This window comes from Plesiomonas sp. PI-19 (assembly GCF_021368255.1).
In the GTDB taxonomy this organism is placed as follows: domain Bacteria; phylum Pseudomonadota; class Gammaproteobacteria; order Enterobacterales; family CAMTGL01; genus Plesiomonas; species Plesiomonas shigelloides.
Genome location: NZ_JAJNMQ010000001.1, coordinates 3,124,262 through 3,137,749, shown reverse-complemented (window position 1 = coordinate 3,137,749; position 13,488 = coordinate 3,124,262). Strand labels below are relative to the sequence as shown.

Genomic DNA, 13,488 nt, shown 5'->3' with positions numbered 1-13,488 from the left:
TTACACCTGCTCTTTGTTATTCTGGTTGCTCTGGCTCTTGTCGGCTGGCTCAGCGCTCTGGCGCTGATCGGCGATTTTCGGGTTAAAGTCAGCATCGGCCGCGTTATCAGACTGTGCTGGCTGTTGTGGTTTAGTCGGTTGCTCATCGGGATTGAGGGCTTTTTTGAAGTCACGTACTGCACCGCCCAGATCACCGCCGATATTGCGCAGTTTCTTGGTGCCGAACAACAGCACTACGATCACCGCAATAATGAGTAATTGCCAAATACTGATCCCACCCATTTCTCTATACCTCGTCGTTAACGGTATACCGCAGTTACGGTATGTTCACACAATTCAATATGACGTCATGTCATCCGAAAATCAGGACTGACGCAGCCAGCCGGCAACCCAGCACACCACGCCGCCCAGTAACAAACCGGCCGGCCACCAAGCTATCTGATTGACCTCAACGATCACTGCAGATAATACCAAGGTCGCACCGACGGTCAGCAAATAGCGCGACTGCGATCCGCGCTGATTGCGCTTATCCAGTTGCTGACTGAGCAGCATGATTTGCTGGCTCAGTTGCCGCTGCTGACGCAGCGAATCGTAAACTAACTCCGGCAATTCCGGCAGTTTTTCTGCCCAGAACGGCGCCTTTTCCTTACAGGCTTTCACTAACGCCTGTAGCCCGACCTGCTCACGCATCCAGCTTTCCAAAAACGGCTTCGCGGTGCTCCACAGATCCAGCTGCGGGTACAATTGTCGCCCAAGGCCTTCCACATATAACAGGGTTTTTTGTAACAAGACCAGCTGCGGTTGTACTTCCATATTAAAACGGCGCGCGGTGTTAAACAGATTGAGCAGAACATGACCGAAGGAGATTTGATCCAACGGCTTTTCAAAAATCGGCTCACACACCGTGCGGATCGCAAACTCGAACTCTTCGACATTGGTATCCGGCGGCACCCAGCCGGAATCCACGTGCAGCTCGGCCACTTTGCGATAATCGCGATTAAAAAAGGCGATAAAGTTACCGGCCAAATAGCGTTTATCTTCGCGATTCAATGACCCGACAATGCCGCAATCAATGCCGATATATTGCGGGTTTTCCGGATGCTCACGGCTGACAAAAATGTTGCCGGGGTGCATGTCAGCATGGAAAAAGCTGTCACGAAACACTTGGGTGAAAAAGACCTGCACGCCCCGCTCAGCCAACAGTTTCATGTCGGTGCCGTTGGCTTTGAGCGCCGCCACATCGGACACCGGGATGCCGTAGATGCGCTCCATCACCAGCAGATTTTCACGGCAATAATCGGTGTACATCTCGGGGACATACAGCATCGGGCTGCCGGTAAAATTGCGCCGCAGTTGGATGGCGTTCGCCGCCTCGCGCATCAGATTCAGTTCATCGAGCAGAGTCTTTTCATACTCGCGCACCACTTCCACCGGACGCAATCGGCGACCATCGGGCAGCAAGCGCGGCAAGGTACGTGCTAAACGGTACATTAAGCGCACATCGGCGCGGATCACCGGCAGAATATCCGGCCGGATCACTTTGAGTACCACTTCCTGCCTGTTCTCTTTCAACCGCGCGGTATGCACCTGCGCAATCGAGGCCGAGGCGAGAGCTTGCGGGTTAAAATCATCAAACTGGGTTTCCAGCGGTACGCCTAGCGCTGCTTCAATTTGGCTGCGCGCCAACTCACCGTCAAACGGGGCGACTTGATCTTGCAATAAGGCCAGCTGATCGGCGATGTGCGGCGGAAACAGATCGCGCCGGGTTGAGAGCATCTGACCGAATTTGATCCACACCGGCCCTAACTCTTGCAGCGCCAAACGTAGACGCATGCCAAGTGGCTTTTCCGCGTGCTGCGGACGGATCCAGAAAATCGCGCGGCGTGCAACGCGCAGCGGCAAGGTCAGCCGGATTGGCGGCAACAACTCATCCAATCCATAGCTGAGAAAAACCTGAGTGATGCGGTACAGGCGGCGCAATTCAGCGGGCGTCATGCCGAGGTCTCCAGACGCTGCAAGCGGCGCTCTAAACGCGTCAGCTGCGTCGCCAACTCTTCAACCTGATCGGCAAAGTAGGCCACTTCCAAGGCTCCCGGTGCCAAGCGCCACTCCTCGGTTACCACCTCACCGAGATAAGCCAGATTTCGAGCATGCTGACGCTGCACGCCTGCCACGGTGCCTTGCACCAAACGGCTGACACCGTGCGCCACCAGATCTCCGGTATAAGGCGCCAGCAACTCGGCCGGATCCCAGCCGAGCGCTTCCATCAATGCCACAAAATGCTGCAGCACCTGAATATCGCCCTGCACATCCAGCGCTTGTTCGCGGATCAAGCGGGTGACCTGTGATCGGTCACGCAGCTCAGGCAACACCAGTACGCCAGTGCGGACACGGCAATCCGCCTCATCTTCCCAAGCCGCCAGCACATCAATCCGATTCGAAAACACAAACACCAGCGGCGCCGGTAATTCCCATAACTGCAACGCCAAGACTTTGCCGCGCAGTCGGGGCAGTTTGTTTTTCGCTTCGGCATTTTTTGCCAGCAAGGCATTCAGTGCGGTCTCCAGAACACCGGTAACCAAAGGGAGCAGAGGCATCATCATCCTTAGTGTTGAGCAAGCCGTTAAAACTTATACCCGCGGTGCAAAGCCACGATGCCGCCAGTCAGGTTGTAGTAACTCACCTGTTCAAAGCCGACCTCTTCCATCATGCCTTTAAGCACGTCCTGTGCCGGGTGCATGCGAATGGACTCAGCCAGATAGCGGTAACTTTCGCTGTCGTTAGCCACCACTTCGCCGATTTTCGGCAAAATGCGGAAGGAATAGGTATCGTACACCTTACCCAGCAGCTCGATCGTCGGCTTGGAAAACTCCAGCACCAACAGACGACCACCCGGTTTTAATACCCGGAACATCGATTTTAAGGCTTTTTCTTTCTCGGTGACGTTACGCAGGCCAAACCCGATGGTAATACAATCAAAATAATTATCAGGGAACGGCAAAGCTTCCGCGTTCGCTTGTACGTAACTGACATTGCCAACCACGCCCAGATCGCGCAATTTGGCACGCCCTACCTTAAGCATGGAATCATTAATATCGGCCAGCACCACTTCACCGCTATCGCCCACTAAACGAGAGAATTTAGCGGTCAAATCGCCGGTGCCTCCGGCCAGATCCAGTACCCGCTGTCCACGGCGCACCCCACTGCAATCGATGGTAAAGCGCTTCCACAAACGGTGAATACCGAATGACATCAAGTCATTCATCAAATCGTATTTGCCGGCGACGGAATGAAAAACCTCAGCCACCATCCCGGCTTTCTCGTCCTTGGCTACGGTGCGAAAACCAAAGTGAGTGGTTTCCTGCAACTGATCAACCATGTCTACTGCTGCCTTTGCCTGAATGAAATATGTGCATGCCAGTGTACCGCAAGGCGTTGGCCGTCACCAACAAGGAAAGAGAAACAAACGTCCGATTAATCCGGCAATTTATCCCGCCAGTGGATTGCACTAGCCTACGGCGATTTAACCAGACGCCTTGTCAGCGCATTAATTAAATGCCACAGCCTGACGCTGAATTAAATAGCCCGAAAGGTGTAAAAATCTCCGTCATATCCCATAACAGAAAAATAAAGCGCGATGGCGATTGCGCCGAGCCATAACCTGCGCAACGCGGTTGATAATCAATAAGAAACCCATCGCCCAGACACAATACGAAAAAACAATATAAGGGAACAATAAACACGGGATTACAGAGAACGGCCACGCACGATTAAAGCCAAAGACAGGTCGCACGAAAAGAACGCGCGAAAAGAAAAGGGGCAATACACATCGGCCGACAATAAATGCCAACAGCCTGTGCTAATTATGGCGATCACGGTTGTTGATGCTCACGGCGAGCTCGCGCATTAAGCAAAATAACTGCGGCGGCCGCCCAACAGGGAGGTCGATTGATGATTGGCTATCACGCCAAGCGTTACTGGCCTGAGGCGGCAGCTCCGAGGTCAGCTGCCGCGCTATTCGCGCCGAACGCGAAGGGGATCAGGACTCCAACAAATCCTGTGGATTAATACCTTCGGCGGCCATCGCGCGCAGGATCTGCTGCTTACGCTCTTCACGCTTTTCTTCAATCACCGCACTGACCTGATGCACCAGATCGCGCAGCTCTTTAATATCCACGTGACGCGCAGCAGAGCGGATCCGCTCAGGGCTTTGATGACACAGTTCTTTTAACACACGACCAAACATGACTTTCTCTGGAGAGTCCTCCAGTTGATTCATAATTTTGGCCATTTCAAATGTAGTGAACGACGACATAGTTCTTCTTCTATAAATAATAAAATTAGATATACACCGGCAGGACAAATTACGCCGGAGAATTTATTACCATCATAAATGGCTAAGAGCGTATCCCAGTAGGCATAATGGCATGGCCCATTTCGTGACCCATTTTTAGTATAGGCAAGGTGCAAAAACTCGTGCGTAGCGTACAGTGCGTACGTAACGTACGTGAAGATTTCGAACAAGTGCCCAAGGCTCACCGAACAGCGAAATAGCCCTAATGGGATAGGCTCTGTGTATCCCGCAGGACAGGGACACTGAATAAGGCCAACTGATATTTAAGCATACGCATTTTGACGAAAAAAAGCCTGCTTGAATAGCAGGCAAAGCCTCGTTGTCGTCAGTTTTTTTATTTATTTTATTCAGTAATCATTTCATATTGTTGTTTTGCGCCTTTTTGCACACACCACAGCCATAATGGCACCGCAGGTAACAACACACTGACCGCTACCGCTAAGCGTGGCTCTAACGCCCATTGTTGGATTAATGCCGCCAATAAAGCCGCACCACTCATTTGCAAACAGCCCAACAATGCCGATGCGGTACCGGCACAGCCGGCAAATGGCATCAGCGCCAACGCCGACGCCGACCCCAACATCACGGCAAAGCCGCTGCACAAGACAGTCATCGGTAACATATAGGCGGCAGCCGACAGTGGCCACCACAGCCACGAGCCAATCAAGAATAACCCGCTCAGTGCAAACACGCTCAAACCCGTAATCACGGTACGCACTTCGCCTAAGCAGCGCACGATGCGTGGCGCGGCAAAGAAGGCCACGATATTGATCAGCGCATTGGCGCCAAACCAAGCACTAAACTCCAGCTCCGACACGCCCAGTTGCCCCACCAGCACCATCGGCGCATAAGTGACGTAGCATAAAATACCGGTCATCCCCGCCATGCAGACCAAGGCATAGCGGATAAACGTAGGGGAGCGTAAAATAGGCTGATAACGTGACCAGCGATACAGCGCCCCGGTAGATACCGCGCTAGCCGGACGAGTTTCAGCAAACAAGCCCCATACCGCCACCAGCACCAACAGAGCAAACAGCAACATAAAGGCAAAACAGGCACGCCAACCGAACTGCACCGTCAGCAAGCCGCCCAACGTCGGGGCCAATGCCGGAATGATGCACAGCGCGCCATTGAGGTACGAGTACATGCGGGCACATTCGCGCGCAGCAAAGCTGTCACGCACGGCGGCGAAAGCCACAATGGAGGTCGAACAGGCGCCGATACCTTGTCCAATACGCGATAACAGTAAGCCCGTAAAGTCGTGGGTCAGCATGCCCGCCAACGCACTGACGGCATACAAACTGATTCCCGCCAACGCCACCGGACGACGACCAAAGTGATCGGTCAACGGACCAATAATGATTTGCCCGACCCCTAAGCTAAACAAAAATAAGCCTAAGGTGGCTTGGATTTGCTCTTGGTTAACGGCAAAGTCTTGCTGCATCAGCGGTAACGCCGGCAGATAAATATCGATCGCCAGTGGGCTGAACATCACCAAAGCCACCAGCAAACCAATCAGTTGACGCGTTTTCATTCAGTTATCCTATTATTTTTGCCGTACCCTACCGGAAAGCGGATATGATGTGAAATGGCTTATTTTCCCGACCATTTTTCCTCTGAGGAATATCTGTGAATCTGGATCGTCTCGCCCGCATGGATTTGAATTTGTTGGTCTGCCTGCATGTGCTGCTGGAAGAGTGCAGCGTATCGCGCGCCGCCCAACGTCTGCATCTGTCACAGTCAGCGGTCAGCAAATCGCTGGCGCGACTGCGTCAATTACTGGATGATCCTCTGTTTTTTCGCACCGCGCACGGTCTGACACCCAGCGCCCATGCCGAACAGTTGGCGGCGCCGCTGCGCACTTTATTGCACGAGTTGCATTTACTGACTCGCCCTCCGCACTTTGACCCGCAATGCAGCGATCGTCACTTTAATCTGGTGATGCTGGAAAGCGCCTACCAAACGCTGCTACCGAGCTTTATCAATGCCCTACTGCAAACGGCGCCGCACTTACAACTGCATGCCCACCTGTGGGATGCGCAATCGCTGCAAGGCTTGGCCGATGGTCAGTTTGATTTAGCCCTTACCATTCGCGAGCTGTACCCCAGCACCGATCAGCAGCTCACCCAGCTGCCGCCCGGCATTGCCTTTCAAACGCTATTTACCGATGAACATGTGTGCCTGCTGCGCGCTGGGCATCCGGCGCTACGCAAACCGTGGGATCTGGAGCAGTACTTGACGCTGCGCCATGTGCAGGCGCGCTGTGAAGGTCGCGAGTGGTGGTCGCTGGATTATTTGCTGGCGCAAGCCGGACGGCGGCGCAGCACACCGGTCAGCATGCCGGATTTTTTCGGCGCGATCGCCATCTGCTGTCACACCGATCTGGTGTTCACCGCGCCGCGCTGCTTTGCCGATCATGTCTGTCGCCACTACCCGTTAATGCAGCGGCCACTGCCGCTCAACCCGTCGCCAGTGGCCTACCAGATGCTGTGGCATGAGCGGCACGAACAGGATGCGGGCCATCGCTGGCTGCGTGATTTTCTCTCGCGCCACCTAACCCGACCGCCTGAACTCGCACTGTAAATACCAGTACAGTCATATCTGCGCGGAGAATGGGCGCTGCTAAGAATATCAAAAGTAGGACGTGAAAAAGCGGCGATGGCGAGTGCCATCACCGCAAGTGAGTAGTGAGTATAGCTATCGCTACCGAAACGGCCCTTAGCGAAATGCCGGCTCCCAATCTTTCCACACCGGTTGAAAACCGCGCGCTCGGATCGCCGCGGCGACTTGGGCCGTCGAGCGCGTATCATCGATACGAAACTGCTCCAAACGCGCATCTTGCTCTGCATAACCGCCCGGTTGGGTGGAGGACTCCGCGCTCATACTGGTAATGCCCAACGGCAGCACCTGATCGCGAAACGCCGCCGATTCGCGGGTCGACAAACTGAGCTCCGCCTGTGGGCTGGCAATGCGGCAGGCACAAATCAGCTGCACCAACTCACGTTCGCTCATCCCCGAAAACTGCTCGCGATTACTGCTACATGGCCGCAAGCGTGGGAAAGAGATGGAGTAACGACTGCGCCAGTAGGTCTGCTCCAGCAAGCGCACATGTTGCAGCGTAAACCACGAATCCGTGCGCCAATCAGCTAACCCGAGCAGCGCCCCTACGCCGATTTTGCTAACCCCCGCCTGACCTAAGCGATCTGGCGTTTCCAATCGCCAGTCAAAGTCCTGCTTTTTACCGCGCAAATGATGGCGAGCGTACACCGCGCGCTGATAGGTCTCTTGGTACACCAACACCGCATGCAATCCCTCTTCGACCAGCATCTGGTATTCCGCCGTGGTCAGCGGCTGTACCTCCAACGACAACTGGGCAAATTGCGGACGCAGTAACTGCAGCGCCTGACGAAAATAGGCCGCGCCAACTTTGGTTTCTGTCTCCCCCGAAACCAGCAGTAAATGCTGATAACCCCGCGAGCGGATCGCCGCGCCCTCACGCACAATCTGCTCGGCTGACAGCGCCAGACGGCGGATCGGCTGATTGACCGAAAAGCCACAGTACGAGCACTCATTGCTGCACAAGTTGGACAGATACAACGGAATGTACATCTGAATTGCTTGGCCAAAACGCTGACGAGTCAACGCATACGCGCGTTGGGCCATCGGCTCCAGATAATCAGCCGCCGCCGGGGACAGCAATGCCTGAATATCGCCCTGATCCAGCTGCGGTTTAGCCAACGCCCGCTCAACATCCGCCGCCGTTTTGCTGTATAGCGATAAGCGGATCGCTTCCCAATCCCATTGCCGCAGCCGGTCAGCCACCGGCGCATTTGACGATACGGCGCGGCTCATAGCCAAAACCCCGTCAGTGGACTGCTGGCCTGTGCCTGCGTAGAGCTGCCGGCCAAGCCCGCCAGATAGGCTTGTCGTCCAGCCTGCACGGCCAAACGAAACGCACTGGCCATCGCAACCGGATCGGCGGCCGCCGCAATCGCGGTATTGACCAGCACCGCATCTGCGCCCAGCTCCATCGCCTGCGCTGCCTGCGACGGCGCACCAATCCCCGCATCAACAATCACCGGTACGCTGGCTTGTTCAATGATGATGCGCAAAAAGGCTTGCGTTTGTAGCCCTTGATTGGAGCCTATCGGCGCGCCGAGCGGCATCACCGCCGCACAGCCCACCTCTTCCAACCGCTTACACAGCACTGGATCGGCATGGCAATACGGCAATACCGTAAAGCCATCACGTACCAACTGTTCGGCCGCCTGCAGAGTTTCCCACGGATCAGGCAGCAGATATTTTGGGTCTGGGTGGATTTCCAATTTCAACCAGGTAGTGCCGAGCGCCTCACGCGCGAGGTGGGCAGCCAGGATCGCTTCTTTGGCATCGCGCGCACCGGAAGTGTTCGGCAACCAACGCAGATGTGGCATTGCGCGCAGAGGGGTGAGGATATCGTCTTGCCCACCACCGCAGTCGACCCGCCTCAACGCCATGGTCACCAACTCGCTACCGCTGGCCTGCAACGCCGCCGCCATTTGCGTAGCCGAAGCAAATTTACCGCTGCCGGTCAGCAACCGTGAGCCAAAGGTCACGCCCCCCAAATTTAACTCATCGTGCCCAGTGGTCGGGGTTATCAACGCACTGGCGGATTGGCTGGCGTCATCCGTGGACAAGGTCTTGGATGCTAAAATGTTGTCAGTTTGGTTTTGCATAAAGTCGTCCCTCTTCTCAACCGCCAGCAATCGCCTGAAATACGGCTAGTTGATCGCCTGCTTGAAGCTGTGTTTGCGCCCACACGCTGCGCGCCAAAATTTGTTGATTGAGCGCCACGGCGCAGCCCTGCTGCGGCAAAGCGCGTTGCTGTAATAACTCAGCCACCGTAACCGGCGCTGCTAGCGTGACCGGTTGGCCATTTAGCACTATGGTTAATTCGCCCATGGTTAACGTCCCCATTGCTGACCTCCGCCACACACTGGACAGCCCGGATCGCTAGCCGGTTGCAACACCTGCCACTGTCCTTGCCATAAATCACAGCGCACCATAGTGGCGCACGCTGCCAACCCAGCGCGGTCCGCCGGCCTTTGTAAGCCAATCCGCAGCGCTTGTGTCGCCTGCCAGTGGCCAGCTAGCGCGGGGAGTGGACTGATGATCCCTAACGTGCGGCAACTGCCAGCTTCATCATGTGACAAGGCGGGAAACTGACAGTGATAACAGCCACCACCGGGGACAAAACTCATCAACTGACCGCGCCAGCCAGCCACCGCGGCGCTGACCAACGGTTTACCCGCCGCCACGCAGGCAGCATTAACCGCCTGACGGGTCGGCATGTTGTCACTGCAATCGAGCACTAGATCGGCCAGCGGCACTTCACGCGCCAGCCAGAGAGCGTCCACCCGCACGCGGTGAGTCCGCAAACGGCCAGCAGCACGCCCCTCTGACAACGCCGCGTGCGCAGCCTCGCTTTTACTGCGACCAACGTCCTGTAGCCGATACAGCCCTTGGCGCGGTAAATTAGATAGATCCACCTCATCATCATCAGCGGCGACCACCACACCGACTCCCGCAGCCAGTAAAGCCTGCGCAGCTGCGCATCCCAATCCGCCTAACCCAATTTGCAGCACGCGCAGCTTGGCTAAGGTGGCCTGACCGACTTCACCGACCTCATCGAGCATGATCTGACGGCTAAAACGCATAAATGCGTGATCGTCTAACATTTGACCGCCTCCTCGACTGTAGCCGAGAGCAATGTATTGCCCTGCCAGAGTGATTGCCAACACTGCACGGTGGCCGCCAAATCCTCGGCTTGCGTGACCGCCCGCACGACCGCAATGCTACCCACGCCACACGCCAACACCTGGGGCGCACACGGCAAATCAATGCCACCAATCGCCACCGTGGGGATACTGCCGACTAACACTTGCAATTGGCGTAAACGCCCCAATCCCTGCGGACGAGACGGCATCTGCTTCGTTGGGGTTGGGAAAATATGGCCCAGTGCGATATAGCTTGGCTGCAACGCCAGCGCTTGCAGCAATTCGGCATAACCGTGGGTCGATACACCGAGGCGCAGACCGGCCGCCGCCAGCGCAGATAAGTCCGCCAACGCCAGATCCTCTTGCCCCAGATGCACGCCATAGGCGCCATGCTGTAACGCCGCTTGCCAGTGATCGTTGATAAACAGCTGCGCCCGATAACGACGACCTAACGCCACCGCCGCCGCAATTTGCGCATCAACGTCTGCACTAAACGGCGCTTTGATGCGTAACTGCAAAGCTCGTACGCCCAGCGCCAGCAAACGCTCTAATAGCGCCAACGAATCCACCACCGGATAAAAACCCAGCGGCGCCGATTGGCATGGCGCAAAGTGGTGAGCGGGAAGTGAATGCGTTGCCGACGCTGCCGGCATCCACGCAGCCAGTGGCAGCGGAAAGTCGGCGACCTGTGTCGGCCACTGCAGTGGTTGGGGGAAAACTCTGGCGGCTTGAGTGGCCAGCGCACCGGCCAGCAACAGTGCATCCGCACCATCAAATCCCAGTTGTGGCATCAGCGCCCAGGCCGCCTGTAAACAAGCCAGATCGCCAGGAACCGCACGCCATTGGCGCAGGCTCGCGCCTTGCCAGTGCACTTCATCAATCCAACCGCCGTCGGCGGCTGGCGTGGTGGAGATCGGCGCTAATGGCGTTGATGGCAAGGCACTGCTTATCACTCCAGCCATCTCGGCCGCTTGGCGGATCTGCGTCGAATACGTCAGGAGATCAGGCATTTGGCACCTCCGCCGAGTCAGCCGGGTGATACAGCTCAGCTCCGCGCGCACGAAACTCTTGCGCCATCTGGCGCATCCCAGCATCGCTGGCCGTAGAGCCAGGCGCGGTCAGGTCGGTGGCCACTGACGCGTCAGCAGCCTGTGCTTGCGCATAGCTGCGGATATCTTGCGAGATCTTCATCGAACAAAATTTCGGGCCACACATCGAGCAAAAATGCGCGACTTTGCCCGATGCCTGCGGCAAGGTGGCATCGTGATAGGCCCGCGCAGTATCGGGGTCGAGGGATAAGTTAAACTGATCTTCCCAGCGAAACTCAAAACGCGCCTTGGACAAGGCATTATCGCGGCGCTGCGCCCCCGGATGGCCTTTCGCCAAATCGGCAGCATGTGCCGCTAGCTTGTAGGTGATGAGGCCGGTTTTCACATCGTTCTTATCCGGCAACCCCAAATGTTCTTTCGGCGTGACATAGCACAGCATCGCGCAGCCATACCAACCAATCATCGCTGCACCAATGCCGGAAGTGATGTGATCATAGCCCGGTGCAATATCGGTGGTCAGTGGCCCCAAGGTATAGAAAGGCGCACCGCCGCAGTGCTTGAGCTGCTCATCCATATTGGCTTTAATCAGCTGCATCGGCACATGCCCCGGCCCTTCAATCATCACCTGTACATCATATTCCCAGGCAATTTTGGTCAGTTCGCCTAAGGTATGCAGTTCGGCAAACTGCGCAGCATCATTGGCATCGTGAATTGAGCCCGGGCGCAAGCCATCACCCAACGAGAGGGACACATCGTACGCCTGACAGATTTCGCAAATCTCACGAAAATGGGTATACAGGAAGTTTTCTTGATGATGTGCCAGACACCACTTGGCCATAATCGAGCCACCGCGCGAGACAATGCCGGTCAGACGCTCCGCAGTCAGCGGAATATGGCGCAGCAACAAACCGGCATGCAGGGTAAAGTAATCCACCCCTTGCTCGGCCTGCTCTAACAGGGTATCGCGCATCACCGCCCAGCTCAGGTCTTCCGCCACCCCATTCACTTTTTCCAACGCCTGATACATCGGCACGGTACCGATCGGCACTGGGCTATTGCGTAAGATCCACTCGCGCGTCTCGTGGATCCGCCGACCAGTGGAAAGATCCATCACCGTATCGGCGCCCCAACGGGTGGCCCACACCAGTTTCTCAACTTCCTCTTCCACTGAAGAGGTGACCGAAGAGTTACCGATATTGGCATTCACCTTCACCATAAAGTGGCGGCCAATAATCATCGGCTCCGCTTCTGGATGGTTGATATTTAAAGGAATAATCGCGCGGCCGGCCGCCACTTCTTGGCGTACAAACTCCGGTGTAATTTGAGATGGGCTCTGCGCGCCGAACGCTTCACCGGCATGCTGCTGCGCCAATACCCCTTGCGCCTCGGACCATGCCGTCATGTTTTCACGCAGCGCAATGTACTCCATCTCCGGCGTAATAATGCCTTGCCGTGCGTAATGCAACTGAGTCACCGCTTTACCCAGCTGCGCACGTCGAATCGGTGCGCGCTGCGGAAAAGGTTGATCTAATGGCTGCGCCTCCGCCTGTTGCTGGCGGGTATAGCCTGAGCTCGGTTCAGCCAGCCACTGGGTATCCGCCCGTTCACTGATCCATTCTTCACGCAGGCGCGGCAAGCCGCGGCTAACATCCAAAGTAGCGGCCGGATCGGTATAAGGGCCTGAAGTGTCATACACCATCACCGGCGCATTGGGCTCATAGCGTGGCGCAGCCGGATCGCCACCCACTAACGTCGGCGACACGCTGATTGCGCGCATGCCCACCTGCAAGTCAGGGCGACTGCCCGGCAAAAATACTTTTTCCGAATTCGGGTGTGCAGAGCCCTGTAAGGTAGCCAGAAATTCACGCGCGGCGGCGCGCTGCTGCGCTCTAGAGTTAACTGCTGATTTTTCAACAAGATGAGATGACATAGCATTCCTTATAACGGGTTAATAAGAGATGCTTGTCGAACGTAGAAAGAAAAGAGGAGGGGGACGAGGTCGCTTGGCGTTTTCGCTTAATACGGCGTTGTCATCATCGGGGTCATCATCATCTCATCACCCAATAACCGTGCCGCATCATCACTCAACGCGATTTAACCACCGTACCAAGCGCGCTGATGCGGCCGGTACTGTCCATCGCGGATAAGGAAATGTTCACGTTGCCCATGAAACGCTAATCACAGCTTCATGCGATACCACATAACACTTACCGCGCGGGGAAAACCCACTCTTGTTCCCTTCGCAGGTATTAACCTGATCAGGTTCCACGGATCCCGCATTACAACTGCGGTCTCAGCCAAACGGCACTCCGACAAGAGCCTCGAGTAT

The 13,488-nt window shown here is 55.9% G+C and carries 13 protein-coding genes and 1 riboswitch; of the genes, 1 reads left to right on the top strand and 12 read right to left on the bottom strand.

Features of this window, described 5'->3' with window-relative positions:
• From tatA to LQ901_RS13905, 6 genes are all read right to left on the bottom strand, one after another.
• Window positions 1-282, bottom strand: a complete 282-nt coding sequence (gene tatA, locus LQ901_RS13930) for a Sec-independent protein translocase subunit TatA (protein WP_010863051.1) — start codon at window positions 280-282, stop codon at window positions 1-3.
• An 81-nt stretch (window positions 283-363) separates the two neighbouring features.
• Window positions 364-1,995: a ubiquinone biosynthesis regulatory protein kinase UbiB gene (ubiB, locus tag LQ901_RS13925; RefSeq protein ID WP_233672341.1), complete on the bottom strand. Its 1,632-nt coding sequence runs from the start codon at window positions 1,993-1,995 to the stop codon at window positions 364-366.
• A complete protein-coding gene (locus LQ901_RS13920; protein WP_233672340.1) occupies window positions 1,992-2,597 on the bottom strand; it encodes an SCP2 domain-containing protein in 606 nt (201 codons plus the stop codon). Before LQ901_RS13920 ends, ubiB begins: the two co-directional genes overlap by 4 nt.
• A 26-nt stretch (window positions 2,598-2,623) precedes the next feature.
• Window positions 2,624-3,379: a bifunctional demethylmenaquinone methyltransferase/2-methoxy-6-polyprenyl-1,4-benzoquinol methylase UbiE gene (gene ubiE / locus LQ901_RS13915; protein ID WP_010863048.1), complete on the bottom strand. Its 756-nt coding sequence runs from the start codon at window positions 3,377-3,379 to the stop codon at window positions 2,624-2,626.
• Window positions 3,380-4,039: 660 nt separating this feature from the next.
• On the bottom strand, window positions 4,040-4,279 hold the full coding sequence (locus LQ901_RS13910; protein ID WP_197665219.1) for a hypothetical protein: 240 nt from the start codon (window positions 4,277-4,279) through the stop codon (window positions 4,040-4,042).
• Window positions 4,280-4,697: 418 nt separating this feature from the next.
• Complete coding sequence (locus tag LQ901_RS13905; RefSeq protein WP_233672339.1) at window positions 4,698-5,888, bottom strand: multidrug effflux MFS transporter; 1,191 nt, start codon at window positions 5,886-5,888, stop codon at window positions 4,698-4,700.
• Window positions 5,889-5,983: 95 nt separating this feature from the next.
• Here LQ901_RS13905 and LQ901_RS13900 point away from each other — a divergent pair, with 95 nt between their 5' ends.
• Window positions 5,984-6,937: a LysR family transcriptional regulator gene (locus LQ901_RS13900; protein ID WP_233672338.1), complete on the top strand. Its 954-nt coding sequence runs from the start codon at window positions 5,984-5,986 to the stop codon at window positions 6,935-6,937.
• Between the two features lie 135 nt (window positions 6,938-7,072).
• On the opposite strand, the gene thiH is transcribed toward LQ901_RS13900, so the two are convergent.
• The 6 genes from thiH to thiC are packed head-to-tail and all read right to left on the bottom strand — an operon-like array spanning window position 7,073 to window position 13,089.
• Complete coding sequence (gene thiH, locus LQ901_RS13895; protein WP_233672337.1) at window positions 7,073-8,206, bottom strand: 2-iminoacetate synthase ThiH; 1,134 nt, start codon at window positions 8,204-8,206, stop codon at window positions 7,073-7,075.
• Window positions 8,203-9,069, bottom strand: coding sequence for a thiazole synthase (locus tag LQ901_RS13890; RefSeq protein ID WP_152136855.1), 867 nt, complete (start codon window positions 9,067-9,069; stop codon window positions 8,203-8,205). The genes thiH and LQ901_RS13890 overlap by 4 nt, the downstream gene beginning before the upstream one ends.
• A 16-nt stretch (window positions 9,070-9,085) precedes the next feature.
• Window positions 9,086-9,310: a sulfur carrier protein ThiS gene (gene thiS / locus LQ901_RS13885; protein WP_010863042.1), complete on the bottom strand. Its 225-nt coding sequence runs from the start codon at window positions 9,308-9,310 to the stop codon at window positions 9,086-9,088.
• The gene (locus LQ901_RS13880) at window positions 9,298-10,071 is read right to left on the bottom strand and encodes a HesA/MoeB/ThiF family protein (RefSeq protein ID WP_152136854.1); all 774 of its coding nucleotides are present in this window, start codon (window positions 10,069-10,071) and stop codon (window positions 9,298-9,300) included. Before LQ901_RS13880 ends, thiS begins: the two co-directional genes overlap by 13 nt.
• Window positions 10,065-11,120 carry a thiamine phosphate synthase gene (gene thiE / locus LQ901_RS13875; protein ID WP_370635665.1) on the bottom strand — a complete coding sequence of 352 codons (1,056 nt, stop codon included), beginning with the start codon at window positions 11,118-11,120 and terminating at the stop codon, window positions 10,065-10,067. Before thiE ends, LQ901_RS13880 begins: the two co-directional genes overlap by 7 nt.
• Window positions 11,113-13,089, bottom strand: a complete 1,977-nt coding sequence (thiC, locus tag LQ901_RS13870; protein ID WP_152136852.1) for a phosphomethylpyrimidine synthase ThiC — start codon at window positions 13,087-13,089, stop codon at window positions 11,113-11,115. The genes thiE and thiC overlap by 8 nt, the downstream gene beginning before the upstream one ends.
• Before the next feature lie 288 nt (window positions 13,090-13,377).
• Window positions 13,378-13,481, bottom strand: a riboswitch (TPP riboswitch).
• Window positions 13,482-13,488: the final 7 nt, after the last annotated feature.